The sequence below is a fragment of the Rhodococcus qingshengii JCM 15477 genome, assembly GCF_023221595.1.
Lineage (GTDB): Bacteria > Actinomycetota > Actinomycetes > Mycobacteriales > Mycobacteriaceae > Rhodococcus_F > Rhodococcus_F qingshengii.
On record NZ_CP096567.1, the window covers coordinates 291,715 to 312,945 of the forward strand.

The 21,231-nt window shown below is 63.4% G+C and carries 20 protein-coding genes; 14 read left to right on the plus strand and 6 right to left on the minus strand.

All coding sequences use genetic code 11. The features are described from left to right. Positions 1–84 precede the first annotated feature (84 nt). The gene (locus M0639_RS32465; RefSeq protein WP_058228056.1) at positions 85–822 is read left to right on the plus strand and encodes a dienelactone hydrolase family protein; all 738 of its coding nucleotides are present in this window, start codon (positions 85–87) and stop codon (positions 820–822) included. A gap of 152 nt (positions 823–974) precedes the next feature. Further along, a complete protein-coding gene (locus M0639_RS32470) occupies positions 975–2,291 on the plus strand; it encodes an aromatic ring-hydroxylating oxygenase subunit alpha (protein WP_058228100.1) in 1,317 nt (438 codons plus the stop codon). Between the two features lie 165 nt (positions 2,292–2,456). Here the strand turns inward: M0639_RS32470 and M0639_RS32475 are convergent, their stop codons facing one another. Beyond that, positions 2,457–3,431: a zinc-binding dehydrogenase gene (locus tag M0639_RS32475; RefSeq protein ID WP_064074860.1), complete on the minus strand. Its 975-nt coding sequence runs from the start codon at positions 3,429–3,431 to the stop codon at positions 2,457–2,459. Between the two features lie 461 nt (positions 3,432–3,892). Here M0639_RS32475 and M0639_RS32480 point away from each other — a divergent pair, with 461 nt between their 5' ends. The 6 genes from M0639_RS32480 to M0639_RS32505 all read left to right on the plus strand — a co-directional run bounded on the left by M0639_RS32480 (position 3,893) and on the right by M0639_RS32505 (position 9,232). Beyond that, the gene (locus M0639_RS32480) at positions 3,893–4,657 is read left to right on the plus strand and encodes an ABC transporter ATP-binding protein (protein WP_058228058.1); all 765 of its coding nucleotides are present in this window, start codon (positions 3,893–3,895) and stop codon (positions 4,655–4,657) included. Further along, a complete protein-coding gene (locus M0639_RS32485) occupies positions 4,654–5,364 on the plus strand; it encodes an ABC transporter ATP-binding protein (protein WP_058228059.1) in 711 nt (236 codons plus the stop codon). Before M0639_RS32480 ends, M0639_RS32485 begins: the two co-directional genes overlap by 4 nt. Positions 5,365–5,377: 13 nt before the next feature. Then, positions 5,378–6,268, plus strand: a complete 891-nt coding sequence (locus M0639_RS32490) for a branched-chain amino acid ABC transporter permease (protein ID WP_058228060.1) — start codon at positions 5,378–5,380, stop codon at positions 6,266–6,268. Then, positions 6,268–7,401 carry a branched-chain amino acid ABC transporter permease gene (locus tag M0639_RS32495; RefSeq protein ID WP_058228061.1) on the plus strand — a complete coding sequence of 378 codons (1,134 nt, stop codon included), beginning with the start codon at positions 6,268–6,270 and terminating at the stop codon, positions 7,399–7,401. The genes M0639_RS32490 and M0639_RS32495 overlap by 1 nt, the downstream gene beginning before the upstream one ends. Before the next feature lie 148 nt (positions 7,402–7,549). Beyond that, positions 7,550–8,857 (plus strand): ABC transporter substrate-binding protein, encoded by a 1,308-nt coding sequence (locus tag M0639_RS32500; protein WP_058228062.1) that lies wholly within the window; start codon positions 7,550–7,552, stop codon positions 8,855–8,857. A gap of 174 nt (positions 8,858–9,031) precedes the next feature. Continuing rightward, on the plus strand, positions 9,032–9,232 hold the full coding sequence (locus M0639_RS32505) for a hypothetical protein (protein ID WP_231915181.1): 201 nt from the start codon (positions 9,032–9,034) through the stop codon (positions 9,230–9,232). A 189-nt stretch (positions 9,233–9,421) separates the two neighbouring features. Here M0639_RS32505 and M0639_RS32510 read toward each other — a convergent pair whose 3' ends face one another. Genes M0639_RS32510 through M0639_RS32520 form a run of 3 tightly spaced genes read right to left on the minus strand, consistent with a single transcriptional unit; the run spans position 9,422 to position 12,273 of the window. Continuing rightward, the gene (locus M0639_RS32510) at positions 9,422–10,321 is read right to left on the minus strand and encodes an SDR family NAD(P)-dependent oxidoreductase (protein ID WP_058228063.1); all 900 of its coding nucleotides are present in this window, start codon (positions 10,319–10,321) and stop codon (positions 9,422–9,424) included. Continuing rightward, on the minus strand, positions 10,318–10,821 hold the full coding sequence (locus tag M0639_RS32515; RefSeq protein ID WP_058228064.1) for a nuclear transport factor 2 family protein: 504 nt from the start codon (positions 10,819–10,821) through the stop codon (positions 10,318–10,320). Before M0639_RS32515 ends, M0639_RS32510 begins: the two co-directional genes overlap by 4 nt. 39 nt (positions 10,822–10,860) lie before the next feature. Further along, positions 10,861–12,273: an FAD-dependent oxidoreductase gene (locus tag M0639_RS32520; protein WP_063892161.1), complete on the minus strand. Its 1,413-nt coding sequence runs from the start codon at positions 12,271–12,273 to the stop codon at positions 10,861–10,863. A gap of 179 nt (positions 12,274–12,452) precedes the next feature. Between M0639_RS32520 and M0639_RS32525 the strand changes: the two genes are divergently transcribed. After that, positions 12,453–13,310, plus strand: a complete 858-nt coding sequence (locus tag M0639_RS32525) for an alpha/beta fold hydrolase (protein ID WP_231915182.1) — start codon at positions 12,453–12,455, stop codon at positions 13,308–13,310. An 87-nt stretch (positions 13,311–13,397) separates the two neighbouring features. After that, positions 13,398–13,721 (plus strand): non-heme iron oxygenase ferredoxin subunit, encoded by a 324-nt coding sequence (locus tag M0639_RS32530; RefSeq protein ID WP_054801916.1) that lies wholly within the window; start codon positions 13,398–13,400, stop codon positions 13,719–13,721. Here the strand turns inward: M0639_RS32530 and M0639_RS32535 are convergent. Further along, positions 13,706–15,349, minus strand: coding sequence for an FAD-dependent monooxygenase (locus M0639_RS32535; protein ID WP_197486194.1), 1,644 nt, complete (start codon positions 15,347–15,349; stop codon positions 13,706–13,708). The two genes, M0639_RS32530 and M0639_RS32535, sit on opposite strands and share 16 nt — an antisense overlap. Before the next feature lie 180 nt (positions 15,350–15,529). Between M0639_RS32535 and M0639_RS32540 the strand changes: the two genes are divergently transcribed. From M0639_RS32540 to M0639_RS32555, 4 genes are all read left to right on the plus strand, one after another. Next, on the plus strand, positions 15,530–16,729 hold the full coding sequence (locus tag M0639_RS32540; protein WP_064074862.1) for an NAD(P)/FAD-dependent oxidoreductase: 1,200 nt from the start codon (positions 15,530–15,532) through the stop codon (positions 16,727–16,729). A 68-nt stretch (positions 16,730–16,797) separates the two neighbouring features. Continuing rightward, complete coding sequence (locus M0639_RS32545; protein WP_058228103.1) at positions 16,798–17,769, plus strand: alpha/beta fold hydrolase; 972 nt, start codon at positions 16,798–16,800, stop codon at positions 17,767–17,769. Positions 17,770–17,806: 37 nt separating this feature from the next. Beyond that, the gene (locus M0639_RS32550; protein ID WP_058228067.1) at positions 17,807–18,673 is read left to right on the plus strand and encodes an alpha/beta fold hydrolase; all 867 of its coding nucleotides are present in this window, start codon (positions 17,807–17,809) and stop codon (positions 18,671–18,673) included. Between the two features lie 531 nt (positions 18,674–19,204). Beyond that, positions 19,205–20,269, plus strand: a complete 1,065-nt coding sequence (locus M0639_RS32555) for a DODA-type extradiol aromatic ring-opening family dioxygenase (protein WP_058228068.1) — start codon at positions 19,205–19,207, stop codon at positions 20,267–20,269. 54 nt (positions 20,270–20,323) lie between these two features. Here M0639_RS32555 and M0639_RS32560 read toward each other — a convergent pair whose 3' ends face one another. Next, positions 20,324–21,127 (minus strand): IclR family transcriptional regulator, encoded by an 804-nt coding sequence (locus tag M0639_RS32560; RefSeq protein ID WP_231915183.1) that lies wholly within the window; start codon positions 21,125–21,127, stop codon positions 20,324–20,326. Between the last annotated feature and the right edge of the window lie 104 nt (positions 21,128–21,231).

A 21,231-nucleotide genomic window follows, 5' to 3' on the forward strand; every position in this document is an offset into this window, starting at 1 on the left:
GTTCCAGCGTCCAGAACGTTCACGTGACGGGTGGTGGTCGGTGGGACACCATCGACCGATAGACGACGAGAGGGGCAAGGAACGATGATTCCCGTTCCCAGGATCATACCAACGTACGCCGAAGTCGTTGCTGCAGGTGGTAATTGGCCGATCGCGCAGATCAACCTGCCCGGCATCCCCCGCGGCGCCGTGATCTTGCTGTTTGACCAGGATGGGCTGGGCGAACAGTCGGTCGAACTCATGAACGGGTTCGCGGAGCAAGGCTACGAGTCGCTCGCGGCCGACATGACGGCCGTCAGTCCCGATCTCATTGATGACGACCGCGTGCTTGAGGTCCTGCGATCCTTCGTGGCGCAGCTCGAGAAGCGAGGCTGGCGCGAGGAACAGATCGGCATCGTGGGCTACGGCTTCGGTGGACGGATCGCCCTGCGGGCGGCCGCCGATCTGGACCTCGGCGCCGCCGTCAGCGTCTCGCCAGACGGAGTGGCCCGCGGCACCGACGTCCGACCCGCACTGGTCGACGACGCCCGACCGGTCACGACGCCCTGGCTGGGCATGTTCGGAGCCGACGACGAGGCCGCGCCGATTGAATCCGTCAGGCTTCTGGCCGAGCGGCTGACGGACTCGTCACCGGCATACACCGAGGTCGTGACTTACCCCGGTGTCGGCGATGACTTCTTCCGCGAGTCGGCCGAGGCCTTGGGCCATGCAGCGATGTTCGACTCCCGGCAGCGTGTCATGGAGTGGCTAAACCTGCGGGTCGTGCCGCGGCAGTCGCCGTTCGCCGAGATCTGGTCCCTCAAGGAAGCCATGAGTGACTGACATGGCTTCGTTCGATCTCCCCGCGTTTCCGATGATCGGAACGTCCACTATCCCGTGCCGTATGGCCCAGGCACGTTTGACCGAGCAATGATTCGGCGGAGGTCAGTTCTCCGCAGCACCCAGAGCACCGAGAATACAAAGGAAGTGTGCTGATGTCGCAATTCATCGACGACGACCGCGAGATGCCCCGTTTCCGGGTAAACCGTCAAGCGATGGTCGATCCCGAGGTCTTCGCCAAGGAACGCGACCAGATCTTCAGCCAGGTTTGGCTCTACCTCGGTCACGAGACAGAGCTGAAGAAGCCCAACGACTTCAAGACGCGCAACGTCGCGGGTCGTCCGCTGATCTTCGGTCGTGACTCCAAGGGCAAGATTCAGGTCTGGATCAATTCGTGCCCGCATCGCGGCGCGATGATCTGCCGCGAGCCGGAGGGCAATGCCCGGTTCATGACGTGCTTCTACCATGGCTGGAGCTTCAGCTCTGCGGGCAAGCTAGTCTCTGTCCCTGGCGACACCTCGTACGGTCCGGCTTTCGAGCGTCCAGGCTTGTCGACCCCAGCGAAGGTCGACTCGTACCGAGGCTTCGTTTTCGTCAGCTTCAACCCTGACGTCGAGCCGCTGGTCGACTACCTCGCTGGTGCAACAGACTTCATCGACCTGGTCGCAGATCAGTCCGAGGCGGGCATGCAGATCCTCGAGGGGTCGCACGAGTACTCGGTCAAGGCCAACTGGAAGTTACTCGTTGAGAACAGCGTCGATGGCTACCACGCGGTCTCGGCGCACCAGCGCTACTTCGAGATGGTTATGGCATCCGGGGTCGAAATCGACAGCGCCAAATTGTCGCAGTCCGTGGGCCTCGATCTGGGTAACGGACATGCTGTCGTCGCCGGCGGACCCGATACAGGCGGACTGTTCGGACGTCCGCTTTCCGTAGAGGGCAATGCTGAGAGGGAGTCGCGCTTCGAGGAGTTCCGGGCGAAGTACGGCGACGAGTGGGTCGACCGGATGTCAGGGTCCCGCAATCTTGTGATCTTCCCCAATCTGGTCATCATCGACTTGGTTATGGGCGTCGTGGTCCGCAAGATTGACCCACTCGCACCCGACTATATGGAAGTCTCGGCCTGGCAGCTCATCCCGCCGGAGGAGGGCGACGAACTCAAGCGCCAGCGCCTCGACAACTTTCTGACGTTCTGGGGGCCGGGCGGCCTGGCCTCACCCGACGACGTCGAGGCGCTCGAGACCTGTCAACGGTCCTTCGCCTCATACCAGGAATTGCCGTGGTCGGACGTTTCGCGCGGCATGGCAGGGGAGGACCAGCCCGTAGGATCCGACGAGTTGCAGATGCGGGCATGGTGGCGGCGCTGGAACGCACTGATCACCGGAGAGGTCCTGCCCCCGGAGCAGCACAATCCGCCGGCCGCGGGATACACCGCCGCACGTAGGGTCCAAGAGCAGCAGCCCGCCACCTGAGTGCGAGAACGCGAGACGTAACGATGCCCACCAGATTCACGACTGGTGGGCATCGTCCGTTTTTCGGGGCACCTCAGGAGCCGCATGGCATCCCGTAGTGCGTAGAGCTGTGACGGTTGGTTCCGTTCCGGCGTTCTGCAGGGCTGAACGCCGGAACGGTTGACGTCACGGGTGGGTCACGAGTCGCCCCACGACCTCGCCACGCTCGAGCCGGGCGTAGGCCTCATTGAGGTCGGCCAGGTCGACGACGGTCGTTTCGGGCCGCAGATGCCCTTGCGCGAGTAGGTCGAGGACCTCGGCCATATCCGTGACGGTGCGGCCGAAGGAGCCGCGCAGGGTCTGGCGGCGCAATATCAGGCTGTGTGTGTCGACCTTCGCGGCGGCCGCAGACATCCCGACCACGACGACCCGCCCTCCGCTGCGCACGACACTTAAGGCTTGCTCGGTCGTGGAGCCGGTGCCCGCGAAGTCGACGAGGACATCGGGGCGCAGGTCACGCAGCGACTCGATCTCGGTGAAACACTCGGTCGCTCCAGCGCCTCGTGCCGCGTCGAACGTCACGGGGTTCACGTCTACGCCGTAGACCGTGCTGTCGAGCAGTGCTGCTGTCCGCACGCCGTTGAGGCCGAGGCCTCCCAGTCCGATGATCGCCACCGTTTCACCGGCATTGACTCCTGCGGTGGTTCGGACGGCCGAGTAGGCCGTTGCGATCGAGTCGGTCGCGACTGCTGCCTCATCGAAGCCGACACCGTCGGGGATGGGTTGCAGCTTCTCGTGCGGCACCGTGACGTACTGGGCGAAGCCGCCGTCGATAGTGAGGCCCGGTGTGGCTCGAGGGATCATCGGCCCGCCGGAGATAACTCGATCGCCCACCGAGAAGTGGGTGGGAACCCCGTTACCGATTTCGAATATGGTTCCGGCGATTTCGTGACCGAGCGTGATCGGTGCGGTGGTGGCGAGCAGCTCGCCCTCCTCGGTGGACATCGTGTGGACCAGTGAGCCGTCCAGGATGTGCAGGTCGGAGTGACACAACCCGGCGGCTTCGACGCGCAGCACGACCCATCCTGGTGCTGCGTCCGGTATCGGAATGTCCTGCAGTTCCATGGGTCGCCCGGCGACGGTCATGCGCATAGCTTTCATGGGCTCAGGATGTCTTCGAGGGCGACGTCGATAGGAAATGTTCCACGGGCCGAAACGGCAAAGCTGGCGTTATGCGCCGCGGTAGCTGACTTTGCGCAAGCGTTCCGTCTGCCGGAACTTGTGCTTCGCGCCACGGCTGTCTCGATGGAGGCTTCAGCCGATCACACGGATGGCACTTCCTGCATTGTCGCGTCCGGCATGCCAGGAAATTCCAGAGAAACGCGGGCATGCGGGAACGGCTCCACGTCGGAGACAGCAGCAGGATTTGTCGTCCGCAGAGTCTCCGCGGTGCCTCGTTCCGTTCGGTGGAACTAGCTGTGACACCTCGATGTAGTCCACATCACACTGACGAAAACGGATGGTCAGTGTGCCTTCGCTCACACCTAGTGCGACGCACATGCCACACGAACCACGGGAGACCACATGAAACAGTTCCTGGCCAGAGAGACGAGGAGATCACCATGAGTGGGCTCATCATCGACGACGTTTCGATGCACTTCGGCGGGATAAAAGCCCTCGACGGCCTTTCATTCACGATCGGCAGCGGACAGATCTGCGGCCTGATCGGCCCTAACGGGGCCGGCAAGACCACGCTGTTCAACTGTGTCAGCCGGATCTACCAGCCGAGCTCAGGCAGCATCAGGATGGATGGAGAGGAACTCCTTTCCGTACCTGCTCACAAGATCGCCGGGCACGGCGTTGCACGCACGTTCCAGAACCTCGGCCTGTTCCCGTCGCTGACCTTCCTCGAGAACACGATGGCCGGCGCCTACTCCTGTGGCAGGGGCGGCTATGTGCGGTCTCTGCTTCGCTTCGGTGAAGACAAGGCAGAAAAGCAACTCCGGAGTGAGTCGTTCGAACTGCTCGAACGGCTCGACCTTGCGGACCTCGCCTTCCTTCCCGCGGCTGATCAACCGTTCGGCACCCTCAAGCGGCTCGAGTTGGCACGCGCGCTGGCCGCCAAGCCCAAGTTGCTGCTGCTCGACGAGCCCGCCGGTGGGCTGACCCACAGCGAGGTCGACGAGCTGTCCAGCACGATACTGCGCGTCCGCGACGAGTTCGACCTCTCGATCCTGCTGGTCGAGCACCACATGGCGATGGTCATGGGCATCTCCGACCTCGTCGTCGCGATGAACTTCGGCAAGAAGATCGCCGAGGGAAAGCCCACCGAGGTCCGTTCACACCCCGAGGTCATCTCGGCCTATCTGGGAGCGCCCGCCGCATGAGCCTTCTCGAAGTACAAGATCTGTACGCCAACTACGGCACCGCTGATGTTCTGCACGGGATCAACCTGACTGTCGAAAATGGGGAGGTCGTCGTGATTCTGGGTGCCAACGGCGCTGGTAAGACGACGACGATGCGCGCCATCTCCGGCATGATCCAGCGTCGTGGCCGCGTGATGTTCGACGGTAACGACATTTCCGCAGCCTCACCCGACGAAGTCGTGCGACTCGGACTGGCCCAGGTCCCGCAGGGACGTGGCACGATCGCAGACCTCACAGTGGAGGAAAACCTTCGGGCAGGTGCACACGTGCGCACGGATAAGAAGGGGATCGTCGACGACATCGCGCGCTGGTTCGACACATACCCGCGCCTGTCGGAGCGACGCAAGCAAAAGGCCGGTCTGCTGTCCGGTGGCGAACAGCAGATGCTCGCGGTCTCGAGGGCCATGATGAGCCGCCCCCAGCTGTTGCTGTGCGACGAGCCGAGTCTGGGGCTCTCTCCCAAGCTCACGCAGGAACTTTTCGTCTCGCTGGCGCAGATCAGCAAAGAGATGAGCATGGCCATCCTGCTCGTCGAGCAGAACGCCACCCTGGCGCTCGGCATCGCCGATCGCGGCTACCTGATCGAGGTGGGCACGATTGCCGCATCTCGACCGGCAGCCGAACTTGCCGGTGACGACGCCATCCGCGCCGCATACCTCGGGTACTAGGGAGAACTGACTCATGGATCTCTTGATCGCCCGCATCATCGACGGGCTCAACAACGGCGTGATCTACGCGTTCCTCGCCCTCGCGCTGGTATGCGTCTACCGCAGCACCAAGCACCTCAACCTGGCCCAGGGCGAGATGGCCATGTTCAGCGCCTTCCTCGCCTTCGCATTTACCCAAGCCGGTGTCCCGGTTGTGTTCGCGATCCTTTTGGCCGTTGCGGCGGGTGCGATCGGCGGCGGACTGATAGAGCGGGTACTCGTGCGGCCGCTGGGTAATAACGCCGATTACTCGATCCTGTTGGTCGGGATCGGCGTCTTCCTCGCCCTCAATGCGGGAGCGGGGTTGATCTGGGGAGGCGAGCCGCTGCCCTTCCCCAGCGTGCTGCCATCTGGTCCCGACGACTACATCTCGATCTTCGGCGGTCGACTGCGATACCAGCAGCTGTTGATGATGGTCCTGTTGGGACTCGTCCTTGCCGGCATCTTCGCGCTGTTCAAGTACACCAAGCTCGGCCTGGCGATGCGCACCGCGACCAGTAACCCCGAGTCCGCGAAGCTGCTGGGCATCCGGGTCAATCGGATCAACGCGTTGGGCTGGATCATGGCCGGCGCCGTCGGCGGACTGCTGGGGCCGCTCGTGGCACCTGGCACGACCCTGACGACGTTCATGATGTTCAACTTCCTGATCTACGCATCCGCGGCGGCCACGCTCGGCGGTTTCGATTCCCCCGGCGGCGCGGTCGTGGCGGGGCTGATTATCGGTGTGCTCGAGAGTCTCGTAGGCGGCTACGTGTCCTTCATCGGCTCGGATCTCAAGCTGGCCGTGGCGCTCGGGTTGCTGCTCGTGGTCCTCATGGTTAAACCGTCCGGCCTTTTCGGGTCCAAGCGAGTGGAGAGAGTCTGATGGAACTTCCGATCACTGTTCACGAAGGCACGGCCGCGCACCGCGGCCTCAACCTCGGCCGTGCCATCCTCGTTGTGGCCGTCATCGTGGTGCTTCCGTACGTCGTGAAGTCCTACCTGCTCGACCAGATCACAGGCGCGCTGATCCTGGCGATCGCCGCGGTCGGCCTCAATCTGCTGTCGGGATTCGGCGGACAGATATCGCTGGGCCATGCAGCCTTCTTCGGATTCGGTGCATACTCGACCGCCATCCTGGTGACCGACCACGGTTGGTCGGCTCCGCTGGCTTTCGTGATGGGCATGCTGGTCTGTTTCATCGTGGGAGTGCTGGTCGGCATACCCGCTTTGCGGGTGAAGGGCATGTACCTCGCGTTGGTGACACTGGCGGTGGGCGTGGTCTTCCCGAGTCTCGTCCGCCGGTTCGAGTCGCTGACCGGAGGCTCAGCCGGTCTGTTCGGCATCGAGTTCAAAGCTCCGGACATCGCCTACTTCGCCGGCCGGTCAGGTCAGGTGGTCTGGCTTTACTACGTAGCAGTCGTCGCACTGCTGCTGGCGTGCCTGATCGTCTGGAACATCATGCGGGGGCGGACGGGACGCGCCATTGTCGCCCTTCGCGACAACGAGTCGGCCGCGATCGTCATGGGTGTTGACCGCACCGTCGTAAGGACTGTGCTGTTCGGCATCTCGGCAGCGATCGCCGGACTCGCCGGCGGCCTCTTCGCTGTCGACACCGGCATTCTGACCCCCGATAGCTTCTCGCTGCTGTTCACGATCTACCTGCTGGTCGCGATGGTCCTGGGTGGCCGCGCGAGCTACTGGGGACCGATAATCGGCGGCTTCGCGATCTACTTCTTGCCGCTGTGGACGGGCGAGATCACCGAGGGACCCGCAGCTGGCGTTGTCTTCGGTGTCCTCATTATCGTCATGGTCTTCACCCTTCGCGATGGTGTCATCGGCGGTCTCAAGAGCCTCGGTGCCAGGTTCCTCGTCGTACAGCCGTCCCAGCCCGCGTCCAGCGTGAAACTCGGCGAGGACCCTCTGACGGGAGATTTCGAGGTCCTCGATCCCGACGAGGTGCCGGCCGCTCTGGAAGAGATGCCCGCCGGCAGATCACCCGTGACAGACCCCGTCTGACACCCAGAATTCTCGGGAAAACCGCCACCACATGTCGCGGGATCCCTTCGACTCGGTGCGCTTGATGAGGGCGCACTGCTGACAGCACCACTTGTTCTATTCGGCAATCTCTCGGTCCGTCCCGGACCCTTTCTTGAAGGAGTACGACGTGTTCACACATCGCAAACACCTGGCGGGAGCAGTGCTGGCTCTCGGCCTCCTGGTCACGGCCTGTAGTTCACCGGGCGGTGACAGCGCAGGCGCCGCGGACACGTCCAGCGAGTCGAATGCGGCCGCGAAGGCGCTCGGCATCGACCTGGCAGCCTGCCCGACCGACGTGACCAAGGCATTCGGCACGACAGTCAAGGTTGGGAACACGATCCCGCAGACAGGACCGGTTGCACCTGCCTTGGGTGGCATCGGACCTGCCATGAAGGAGGCGTTCCGTCAGTTCAACGAGACCTCGGGTCTGGGCACCACGTTCGAGTTGGTTCAGGGTGATGACGCTTTTACACCGGACAAGGCATTAACTACGACGCAGACTTTGCTGGACAAGGACGGCGTCGACCTGATCACCGGGGTTGTCGGCACCGCTCAGGTCGCTGCGATACGCGGAGTCCTCGGCGGGGAGTGCGTGCCGCTGATGCCCGGGATCTCGGGCGGTACTTCGGCCAACAATCCCGCCGAGTATCCATGGACATCGGTGTTCACTCAGCCGTCCGCTCTCGACGCGCGGATCATGATGGCCAGCATCAACGAAAACCACCCCGACGGCGCGAATGTCGCAGTGCTGTATTCCAACAACGAGTCGGGCAAAGATTATCTGAGTGCGCTCGAGAAGTACGCGGGCAAGAGCAAGATCGTAAAAACCGAGACGATCGAAGCAACCGAAACAGGGTCACCCTCCTCACAGATCACGACGCTGCGTTCCACCGGGGCCACCGTGGTGATCGCAGTTCCGACAGCTGCTCAGTGTGCGTCGACGATGCAGGAGGTCTCGAACCAGGGATGGAATGCCGACCGATACATGTCGTCAGTGTGCGCGAGCTTGACGTTTGACGTCGCCGGCGCGGCAGCCAATGGCTGGCACATCACGACGTATGCGAAGGACCCCACGCGTGGTGAGTTCGTCAACGACCCAGTCGTAGTGACCGCGATCGACTCAATTAAGAAGGCCTCGCCCAGTACGCCGATCACGACCACGACGATGACTGGCTTCCTCTACCCGCAGCCGTTCTTCGAAGCGGCAAAGGTTGCGGCGAAGTCTCCGCTGGGTCTGAGCCGACTCGGGATGATGGACGCCGTCACTCACCTGGACTTCCAGCCTGCACTCCTCAAGCCGGGCGTGAAGTTCAAACTCGACGGTCTCAAGGACCAGGTCGCGATCGAGGCGTCCTATCTGAGTGTCTACAACTCTGACACCAAGCTGTTCGAGGACGGCAAGCTGTACGACTTCGAAGGACAGATGACGGGGTAGTCGAGCACCAGCTCAGAGACCCGGCGGACGATCGTCCGCCGGGTCTCTGAACTACTTCCTGACCAGGCCCACGGGTCTGGCTTGCTCCGCCACATCCAAGGAGAAGACATATGACTGATAGACGTCTACTTCGACAGCGTCGGCGGTCGTATCTTGGAGGTTGCCCTGCACAATATGAACCTGCATGGTCGAGTCGTGTGCTGTGGTGCGGTATCCCAGTACGAAGGCCCGGCTGGATCTCCAGGCCCAGCGAACGTTCCTACTGTGCTCGTGACGAAGAGGCTCGCGATGCAGGGCTTCATCGTCTACGACTTCGCGGAGTCGTTCCCCACTGCACTCGCTGACCTCGAGGCCTGGTTTCCTCTGGCGATGTGAAGGTTCTTGAGGACGTCCGGGAAGGCATGCAGGCGGCCCCGTCAGCGTTGGTCGACCTGCTGGGCGGAGGCAACGTCGGCAAGTTGATGGTGCGTGTCGGTCCAGACGCCTGAGTCTCGACGCTCACCGGATCCATAGCCTTCGTTGGCGCCCGCGACGAGGACGTGATCCTCGGCGAGGGCGTCGCATTCAGTCGTTGAAGCGGGGGAGTAGTCCGTACTGCTCGACCGAGCTGTCGAGGATGCGGAACCCCTCGGCGTCGGTGACCTGGTCGAGTCCGGCCGCGACCTCCTCGATCGAGAGTGTTCGACTCGACAGTCCAGGCACCGCGGCGCTGAACAGCAGAGCCGCGCGTCCTCCGCCCGCAGCTAGCGTCTGGCAGGTGAGTTCACACGATCCGTGGGACAGGTAGGCCACCACCGGGGAGACGATCGACGCCTGTAGGTACCGAAGATCGAGATCGGGATGGTTCTCGAAATATGCCTTGGCATATCCGGTCGCAGCGACAGGCGCCAGCGCGTTTATCCGGATGTCGAGGTCGCGATTGTCCAGCGAGGCTGCTTTCGTGAGCCCGACGACGCCGGCCTTGGCGGTCACGTAGGGCACCGAGTCGGGCGCGCCGAACACACCGAGGGCTGACGTCGTATTGACGATGCGGCCGTGCCCCTGACCTCGCATGTGCCGCAGGGCCTCCTGCATTGTCCAGAAGGTCCCGAACAAATGCATGTTCAAAGTCTCGGCAAAGGTCTGCGTCGAGACCTCCTGGGCAGACCCGCTCCCGCCGGCCCCGGCGTTGTTGACCAGGATGTCGATGCGCCCGAAGGTGTCGACGGTCTGCCGGACAAGACCGATCGCCTCGGTCTCGACACCGACGTTCCCGGTGGCCGAGACGGCCGTCAAGCCCTCGTCGCGTAGCTGTTCGGAGACGACGTCGGCCAGTGGTCGCCCGTCGTCGGCGGTGCTGATGTCATTGATCACGACCTGGGCGCCACGCTCGGCCAGCAGCCGCGCGTGAGCCAGTTCCAGGCCTGCTCCCGACCCGGTGACCAAGGCGACTTGACCGTCGAAACGGTACTCGGCGGTGTTCATGAGGAGAGGGATTCGACTGTGATGTGACCGGCGATCGGTCGGCCGAACGCGTACGCGGACTGAATCGGGTTGTAATACTCGCGGACATGTTTGACCATGTTGTTCTCGGTGATCATCTTCATGATGTAGCGGTTGCGGTAGTCACGGCCGTTGGCCATCGTGAGCTTGCCGTAGGTCTCGAGGAACACCGTTGTGCCGTCAGCAGACAGCGTGATTTCGCAGTTACAGGGTCCCTCGCTTTCGCCTTCGGCAGTAAAGGCGACGGCCCAGAAGTCGGTTGCCGCATCGATGCCGACGTAGGAGCGGAACTTGCCCTCCTCTACCTGCCCCGACTCACTGAAGGGGATCTCGACCACGATGTCGTCGGCCATGCAGCTACGGACCGCTGCGAGATCCTGCGCGTCGACGGCCTCATGCCAGCGGCGGAACACGTCGAGGGTGGCTGTGGGGCCTTCGGTACGGGCCAGGACCTCATGGAAGTCAGGCTTGAGCTCGGTCATGATCGTCCTTCGTCGTGCGGTCGGTGATGGGATCTGGGGCTATGAGCGTGGAAGTTGCGCGACGCTGGACAGGCCGGCGGCCCGGCCGAAGACACCGGCCTTGCCGAGCCCGGTGCCGCTGAGATACGTCGCGCCGTGAAAGCCGCCGACGACCTCGCCGGCCGCGAAGAGCCCCGGGATCGGCTTGCCGAACACGTCGACGACGTTCAGTTGCTCGTCGACCCGGACACCACAGAAGGTCGTGGTCAGACCCGAGCGGCAGGGGAATGCATAGTAGGGCGCTGTGTCGAGGTGGCCGCCGCGCGCGACGCCGTAGTCGCTCAGCGATCGTCCGAACTCGGGATCGACGCCCTCGTCGACGAAGCCGTTGTAGGCATTGATCGTGGCCCGCAACATATACGGATCGATCTGCAGTTTCTCGGCGAGATCCTCGACCGTGTCGGCGACGATGACATACCCGTCGGCCAGAGCCGATTTGAAGTCCGCCGGCGTCGGGGCGACCTGAGAACGATTCATCATCCAGTCGTCGAACACCTGGAAGCCGATTCCCGCCGGCTGACGGACGCAGATCGAGCTGATGGTCTTGTAGTTGAGGTTCTCGTCGACGAAACGTTTGCCGTCGAGGTTGACGATGATGGCACCCTGCGAGTTCGGGTACAGCAGGCGGGGCTCCTCGTTCGGGTCTTCCGACAGGTCCGGGTAGTTCTTGATCGAGGCGCCGAAGGAAGCCTCGACGTAGCCCATGTCGGCGACGTCGGCGCCCAGTGCCCACGCCATGCGCAGCCCGTCACCGGTATTGTCGACACCGCCCATCTTGGTAGCGTCAGCCCACTGTGGGGCGAAGGTTTCCAGCAGCTCACGGCTGCGGGCGAAGCCCCCGCTCGTCAGGATCACGGCGGCGGCGTGCAGCACGATCTCCTGCCCGTCGCGCTCGAGGACGACGCCGGTGACGCGACCCTCCGCAGCCTGGACGAGCCGCCGAGCAGTGCTGGATGGCCAGTAGTGGGTGTGGTCGAGCGCCACGAACTTCTCGTGCATGACCTTCGTCGCGTAACCCTGAGGTGCCGCGTGCATGCGCGAGACCACGTCGGTGCCGGTGATCGTCAAAGTGAAGTCGATTCCGTGACCTCGCATGAACTCGAAGGTATCGAGCTGGTGCTCGAGGTAGGCCTGGACGGGTGCCGGATCGTTCTTGCCCCGTCCGGCGGCGAGGATCGACGCGCGCAACTGCTCGTTGTCGTCCTCGATGCCGGCGGCCGCCTGAATGTCGGTGCCGGCGAACAGCATTCCGCCACCGGATTTCACCGATGAGCCGCCGTATTGCGCGCCCTTCTCCAGTAGCAGAACCGTGGCGCCGCTCTCGGCGGCGGACAGTGCTGCGATGTTCCCCGCCAGGCCGGCTCCGACGACGATGACGTCGTATATGGCGGGCTGCGATTCGTGGATACTCATCGGTTCACTCCTGATTCGGACGGATCTGACGCCGGGAACGGCGTGCGTCATTGCCGCCGATGCTGCTCGCCGTCATCGATTGTCGACATCGAATGTTCCGACTGGCGAAACCGACCTGCGTCACGGGGCGGCGGACCTGTTAGTCCTTGGTTATGTTCTCTCCCACTACGGCCGCCCCGGTGACACTCACTCCAGCATGGTTCCAGCGGGCTCTGGCGCAGCACGCCATTGTCCACACGCTCGATGTGGACGGGGTCGCGGTGACCTGCCGATCGTGGGGTGAGCCCGGGGCGCCCGGTGTGGTGCTGGTGCACGGCGGCGCGGCGCACGCTCGGTGGTGGGACCACATCGCGCCGCTGCTCGCGACCACGCGCCACGTCGTCGCGCTGGATCTGAGCGGTCACGGCGACAGTGGTCGCCGGGAAACGTATTCGCTCGAGGCATGGGCGGACGAGGTCATGGCAGTCGCTCGGGACTCCTTCGACGCACCGCCCGTCGTGATCGGGCACAGCATGGGCGGCATGGTGACCCTCGCCGCCGCGACGTGGCACGGGGCCGACCTGGCGGGCGCGATCATCATCGACACACCGATCCACGAGGCGACACCCGAGGAAGCTGCGGCACGGGACAAAGTCGCGTTCGGACCACAGAAGGTCTACGTGACGCGTGAAGAGGTCGTGGCACGGTTCCGCGTGATCCCCGGCCAGGACACCGAGCCGTACATCTTCGACCACATCGCCGAGCACTCTGTCCGTCAGGTCGGCGGTGGCTGGGCATGGAAGTTCGATCCCGCGATCTTCGCCCACGAGCCTCTGCGTCCCTGTGAGCTGTCACGGCTCCAATGCAGCGTTGCACTTCTCCGGCCGGAGCAGGGCCTGGTGGACACCGCGATGGGCGAGATGATTTCCGAGCGACTGAACGGCGCGGCTCGGGTCATCGATATCCCTGCTGCGGAGCACCACGTCATGCTCGACCAACCGATTGCCCTGGTCACTGGGCTGCGGGTACTGCTTGCTTGTGACGTTTCCGCCGAGTGAAACGGTCCCTGTCGGGTTTTCGGTTACCGAACCAGACTGATCGTCTGCCGAGAGAATTTCCGGCAATGACGAGGAGGTCGATACCTGATGGAAGATACACAGACGATGAAGCGCCAGTTAGCCTGCGCTGTAGATGATCTCACGCCGGGTGAGTCCATGACCCTCGACGGTGGACAGATCGCCCTGCACCGGGCCGAGGATGGGACGTTCTTCGCCACGGCCGACAGTTGCTCCCACGAGAAATGGTCGCTCGGCAGTGAGGGTGAGATCGAGGGCAGTGAGCTCGTCTGTCCGCTGCACATGGCGCGCTTCGATCTGGCCAGCGGCAAGCCGTTGTGTCTGCCGGCGACCATCGCGCTTGCGACCTATCGGGTCGAAATCGACGACGACCAAGTTTACGTCGTCTCCTGAGCCATTGCGTCGCGCTCAGCTTGGGTGAGGTGGCCGACCGCCTGCTCGGCCCAGTGGTCGACATCCTCGGGCAGCACGTCGCCGCGCCAGAACACGTGTAGGTCGGGCCGCACTAACAACAGCGAGCAATCGTAGGCCGCACGGACGTTCGGGTCGTCGATTCGAAGTACCTCCAGAGGTGCACCCAGCCTGGCGAAGTCCGCCTCGACGGCTGTCGTGTCGGCCGAACCGGTCAGGTCGATGAATGTGTAGTCCTGACCTAAAGCATCCTGCATGGCACGGCCGTCCTGGAGCCAGATGTGCGGGACACGTACGCCAGGACGCGTGTGCGCCGTGTAGGTCGTGGTGTCCCAGTCGGTGATGTTGTCGTCCTCATGGGCGATCAAATCCGAGCCGGCATAGCTGTAGCCCCACTCGACGCCGATCATCTCGTGGACGCGACGGTGGTGGATGTTCGCCGCGGCACCCACCTCCGACCGTAGTGTCGCGCCAGCGGGGGTGTCCTCGGTAATCTCAGGCGTCACGAGATCACGCCATAGGCTCATGCCTTGGGCGGCCCATCCGGAGGCCTGGACGTTGCGAGCGCCGACCTTGCGCCGCTCGGTCTCGTAGCTGTCGAGCAGACCCGGCCCACCCCAGCCCTGGACCGTTCCGGCCAGCTTCCAGGCCAGGTCGATCGCGTCACCGACGCCGGTGTTCATGCCCAAGCCACCGGTGGGGATCACCAGGTGGACCGCGTCGCCGGCCAGTAGTACACGTTCGTCGCGGTATCGCTCGGCCAGTAGGAGATGCAGCTTCCAGTTCGTCGAGTTGCGGATCGTGAAGTCGAAGTCGAAACCCACACGGTCGCGCACGGCCTGTGCGAGGTCGGCGTCCACGTCGATCGCGATATTGAGGGTGAAGTCCTTTCGGCTGCCCTGCACGACGAAGGCGCTGCCTTCGGCGTCGGCGACGTAGTAGTGGCGTCCCTTGCCAATTGGGATCTTGTCGTAGAGCTCATCGGAACGGAACGTGACCTGACGCAGCTGGCGGATACTGCCTTGCCCTTCGAGTTTGATGCCGAGTTTTTTGCGGATTGTGCTGATGCCGCCGTCACAGCCGGAGAGATATCCGGTGCGAACCGTCTCCCGGGCTCCCGCGAGGTCTTCGAGGGTCACGGTCACGCCTTCGTCGTCCTGGATGAAGTCGACGAGGTTGTAGCCGAAGCGCACCGTGACGTTCGGGGTGCTCTCGGCGACCCGCTTGAGCACAGGTTCGAGGTCGTTCTGTGCGACGAGTTGGTATGGCTCGAGCGGTTCGGAGGCGTCGGTCGTTGCGGCGATTGTGGCGCGGTGCTCGGCGACGCTGGGATATTCGAGCTTGACCAGGGGCGGGTCCGACAACCGGGTCACGATGAAGACATCCATCGAGCCATCGGCAGGGTAGCCTGCCGCACGAACTTCGTCGGCGATGCCGAGACGTCGGTAGAACTCCATCGTGCGTGCGTTGGAGCGGTCCATCTTGGGCCACTCCTTGGTTGTCGGATCCTTCTCGACCAGCAGCGTTCGGACTCCGCGCCTGCCGAGGTCGATGGCCAGGGTGAACCCGACCGGTCCTGCTCCTACGACGACGACATCGAACTCATTCACGATGGTGTGCTCCAAGATTGATGTTGATTTCGGTCGCGCACCGGTGATGCGTCCGCACAGTTTGGGGCGCCGTGTGCTCTGCGACCCAGCCGATGTTCCATCGTGCGAAACGTGCCCGCCGGGTTCCAGCCAGCGGTATACCTCGTTGCCCGACCCAGTGACCCCGATGACACTTGCGCCGTGTCCATCTTGATAATCGGCGCGTCCGTGGCGGGAATCCGCACGGCGCAGGCCCTCCGCATGCAGGGTTACAACGACGCCATCACGGTCGTGGGCGAAGAGGTCCACCAGCCCTACGACAAACCTCCGCTGTCCAAGGAGATGTTGCTCCCCGACGGCCCCAATCAGCCCGTTCCGCTGTTGTCGAGCGCCGAGTTGGAGGCTCTCGACGTCCAGATGCATCTCGGCACTCGCGCTGTCGCGCTCGACGTCAATGAACGCGTCGTCACGACCCATGACGGCACGACATTTCCGTTCGACGACTTGGTGATCGCGACCGGCGTCACCCCTCGAACACTGCCGGGGGCCGATACGCTCACCGGGATCCACACGTTGCGTAACGCCGAGGACGCCGTCGCACTGCGGGTCGGCCTGGCGACCGCACAAGACGTTGTTGTCATCGGTGCGGGATTCATCGGTGCCGAGTTCGCTTCGGCTGCACGGGCATACGGCACGCGCGTGACGATTATCGAGACGCAGCAGGTTCCGCTGACACGTGTACTCGGAGCTGAAGTAGGTGCCGAGCTCGCACGCTTGCATGAGGTCAACGGTGTCACCGTCCACACAGGTGTGCAGTTCTCCCATTTCGTCGGAGATTCGCACGTCTCGGGAGTAGCACTAGAGGACGGTCGAGTCTTGCCTGCCGACCTGGTGGTCGTGGGAATCGGCGCAACTCCTGCCACCGAGTGGCTGGCGTCGTCCGGCCTACCGATTACCAACGGTCTGGAATGCGACGCGTCGCTGCATGTCCGCGGCACCGACCGGATTTTCGCGGCAGGCGACATCGCCCGATGGGCACACGGCTTCTACGGTTCGGACCTGCGGATCGAGCACTGGACCAATGCCAATGAGCACGCCGGGATCATTGCCGCCGACGTGATGGGTACGTCCGTCCCACATGCTCAGGTGCCGTACGTCTGGTCCGACCAGTACGGCCATCGGATCCAGATCGTGGGCCGTCCGGGCGACGGCGCCGTGGCGATCTCTCACGGCACGGTCGAGTGCGGGCTTGTCGCGGTATACGCGGACGAGGCCGGCATCGTGACCGGCGCGTTGGTCGTGGACGACCCGCGGATGTTGATGAAGTGCCGAAAGGCCGTGACCAAGCGCGTTGCGGTTACCGACCTGGATCTGGGCCTGACGCCCGCTCGTCCGGTGTGACCCGACCTAACGGCAGACAACTGACCCGGAGGCGTCCGCGTCCGGTGCACGTCAATGAAGGAGTGAACATGGCGTTGACGGAAGAGGGACTCATCGAGGTTCCGGGAATGATGAGTCGCTGGGTTCGGCTCGCGAGTGGCGCGAAGGCCCACTACATGACCTCCGGCACGACCGGCCCGGCCGTCGTGCTGCTGCACGGTGGCCTTCCAGGCTCGTCGGGCACGGCGGGGTGGCGCTTCATGGCACCGTTCCTGGGGGCCAACGGTTTCCGGGTCTACTGCCCGGACATGCCGGCATTCGGTCTGTCGGACGACCGTGAGGAGTTCTGGCCCGAAGGCGTCCACAGCTATGTCGACTTCATCCATGAGTTCACGACTGCACTCTGCCTCGACGAGTTCCACCTGTCCGGCAACTCGATGGGCTGTATGAACACGACCAACTACGTTGTGGCCCATCCGGAGAGGGTGCTGAGCTTCGCGCTGATCGCCGGTGACATCGGCGACGTCGTACCCGCCGGGCTCAAGCCGCCGGCCAAGGTCGAGCTGACGCAGTACGACGGCACCCGTGAAGGAATGCGCTCGATGATGAGCGCCATCATCCACCGAGGCGAAGCGATCAACGACGACCTGATCGAGATGCGGTTCGCTGCGGCTGAGCGCGGCAAGGAGGCCCACGCGCAGTTCTGGCCCGGTCTGCTCCAGTACGGCCGGATCATCCCGTGGGAGGACCCCAATATCGAGGCGCGTCTCTCGACCAAGGGCCGGCTCGACAAGCTCACGATTCCCGGGATCTACCTCTACGGCACCGAGGACGTCTTGACGCCGGTCGAGTGGGGTTACGAGCAGGAGAAGGTCCTGCCGAACATTCAGTTCTTCTATCCCGAAGAGACCGGGCACCAGGGACAGACGGACTCGCCGGAGATCTTCAACCAGGTGTTTCTGGAGTTCTTCCGGGACGGCCAGGTCTCCCGTCAGAGCGCGGATGCAGCCGGTGTGTCCAAGTTGCGTCCCGAGCTTCCCGACCTCGTCGCGCAGGTCTGAAGTCCGGTTCCGGTCCTCGACGAAAGGAAACAGAATTATGAGCATTGCCACCGAGAAGTCCTCGGTCACCGCAGAGAGCACGAGCCGGACGGTCCTGACCAGCCGTTACAAAATCCACTACTACGAGGCCGGAGTCGGCCATCCCGTAATCCTGCTGCACGGCAGCGGTCCGGGCGCGACGGGGTGGAGCAACTTCCGCCCCAACATCGAGCCGCTCTCTCGCCAGTTCCACGTCCACGCGGTCGATATGCCCGGTTGGGGCGAGAGCGACACTCAGAACGACACAATCGGCCGTGATCACTCCGCCGATCTCATCGCGTTCATGGACGAGCTCGGGATCGAAAAGGCTGCCTTGGTCGGCAACTCAATGGGTGGAATGACGTCCGTCGAGACTGCCGTCCGCTACCCGGAGCGGGTCAGTCACCTGGTTTCGATGGGCGCACCAGCGCCTGGCCTCGACCTCTTCAGCCCCGGAGGCGGCCTCTCCGAGGGCCTGAAAGTTCTCTTCCAGGCATACCGAGTGCCCACACCGGAGAACATGAAGAAGCTCGTACAGATCATGTGCTTCGATCAGTCGATGGCCACGGACGAACTTGCCGGGCTGCGTTCGGCTGCAGCACTCGCCCACAGAGGGCACCTCGATAGCTGGAACACGTTGTGGGACAACCCACAGCCGCCCAACCCGTATTTCGGGTTGCTTCCCGATCTCGCCAAGATCACGGTGCCGACGCTCGCTCTGCACGGACGAGATGATCGGGTCGTGAGCTTCGAGCACACTCTGCGCTTCCTGGCTGCGGTTCCGACGTCACGTGCTCACATCATCAACCGCTGCGGTCACTGGCTACAGATCGAGCATGCCGATGAGTTCAACCGCATCATCACCGATTTTGTGAGCAACGCCTGAGGCAGCACGACACCGATGAGGGGTGAGGTCGATAGCCTCACCCCTCGTCCTCCGTCAAAGTCAGCTGCGTGACGCGATCCGCTCCAGCGCTACGTCGACCAGCAGGTCCTCCTGCCGCCGACCCTCTTGCGGGGTCCGGCCCAGACTGGAACGTCGCGGGCTGCTCACGATGTGTTGTTGCACTAGGTATGCCAAGGGGATGTCGTCGGTCCCGATGAGGTTGCGGACTGGCGCACAGGGGACGCCGGTAGTCGCCGACTGCTCGCGCCATGCAACGGCGGCATCCTTGCGTCGTCACGACGTGGGTCATCGGCAGACGTGGGTCATCGGCAGTAGGGGGCGTGGATGGGGAGTTCTCCATGTGGATCACCACCGAGCGCTGCGGGCGTTGCCGCGGAAGGTTCCAAGCACCAGAACTTCTGGTGGTGGGATGCGTTCCACAAGTCTCTAATGACGAATACGTTCGGATCATCGGCGCTTATCGACGAAGCTCGACGGCGCCGGTGTCAGCAATGAGGAGGAGCAGCACACATGGCAGAAGTGATAGGTCTCGGTATGACTCACTACCCGATGCTGGCCGGTGCGGACACGCACATGGCAAACCTGATGAAGAGCGTTCTGAAAGATCCAGATATCCCCGAGGATCGCAAGGACCCGGACAACTGGTCCGCGTTAGCGCAAAGCGAGTGGGGTGACGATCAGGGGACCACTGCCGCGGCCGGTCACCGGGCGCAGCTGCGCAAGGGACTCGACAAGGTCCGCGCCGCGCTCGACGACTTCGAACCCGATGTTGTCCTGGTGTGGGGCGACGACCAGTACGAGAACTTTCGAGAGGAGGTCATCCCGTCTTTCTGCGTCCTGGCGTATGCGGACACAGAGGTTGAGCCCTTCGCGGTGTTGAAGTTGCTCGATGTCCCCAACGTTTGGGGTCTTCCGGACGAGGAGCGGTTCACGATGAAGGGCGACCCCAAGTTCGCCAAGCAGATCGCGACTGCCGTGCTCAACGACGGCATCGATGTCGCCTACTCGTACGAGCAGCGTGAAGGGATCCACTTCCCGCACGCGTTCGGCAACACTCAGATCTTTCTCGACTACGACAACGTCGGTAAGGAGTTCCCGTATCCGGTGATTCCCTTGGCGGTCAACTGCTACGGCGAGCACGTCATCGCGCGCAAGGGCGGCATCGCCCGCTTCGCCGACATCAAGGCAGGGGAGAATCTCGATCCTCCGGGACCGTCCCCGTTACGCTGTTTCCAGTTCGGCCAGGCCATCGGTCGTGCCGCACGTGCCAGCGACAAGCGCGTCGCGCTGATTGCCTCGGCGAGTTGGTCACACGCCTTCCTGAACGACAAGGACTGGCACCTGCGTCCGGACATCGAGGCTGACCGCGCGTTGTACGACGCGATGGTCGCATGCGACTACGAGGCATGGAAGAAGGTCACAACGCGTGAGGTCATCGAGGCAGGCCAGCATGAGATGCTCAACTGGTTTTGTCTGCTGGGTGCGATGTCCGAGCTCGATCTGAAGCTCGAGTGGAGCGAGTTCGTGGAGACCGAGGTTCTCAACTCCAACAAGACGTTCGCGATCTACCGCTGATTGGAACGTTCGACGGCGCCGTCTTCCCGATCGGGGGTTCGGCGCCGTCGAACGTCAGAGCTCGCGCGGAAACCAGTGCGCTCGTCCCTGAGCCAGGCCCCCACGGGACCCCTTTGCGATCTGGGCTGCGGTGTCACGCAAGGCATTCACGATCTTCTGACCGGTATCGGTATCGGCGCGGTGGGAGATCGAGATCGCGCCGATCGCGACGTCGTGAACCACGATCGGGGCTGCGACGCAGGCCTGGCCGAGCTGTGCCTCGTTGTGCTCATAGGCGATGCCGCTGGTGCGGATCTTGCGGAGCTCGATCACAAAATCCTCGACGTTCGTGATCGACCGCGGCGTCAGCATGGGCATGGGCGAGGGGAGGAACGCCTCGAGGTCTTCGAGGTTCTCCCAGGACAGCAATGCCTTACCGACGGCTGTGCAGTTGGCCGGGAGACGGACACCGACACCGGAAGGGCCGGTCGGGGCAACGGGATTGGCGAGCTTCTCCAGATAGACGACGTCGTAGCGCCGCAGCACCGCGAGGTGGACGGTCTGGCCCGACCACCGGTGGAGTGCGGCGAGGTAAGGCATCGCCATGTCGCGCATGCTGCCGGCCGGCGTGTTGGCCGCAAGTTCCAGCAGTCCCAGCCCCAGCTTGTAGCCGGAGCGGTGCTGCTCGATGGCATCGAGGTCGATCAGCCGAGCGATCAGCCGATGCACGGTGGACTTGGGTAAGCCCGACGCGCGCGACAGCTCGCTGAGTGTCATGACCCGTTCGTTGTTGTTGAAGGCGCGGAGGAGGTCGAACGCCTTGGACAGGATCGATGGTGGCTCGGGGGTCCGAGACCCATGGGCGAGAGGGTCATTCACAGTGTGCAACTCCGAGGGGTTGTACGGCACTCGCAACGTGACGTGGTTCACCCACCTTAACCAGGTGGATATTGTGCGCTTTTTTGTGGCTTCGGGCGATCACG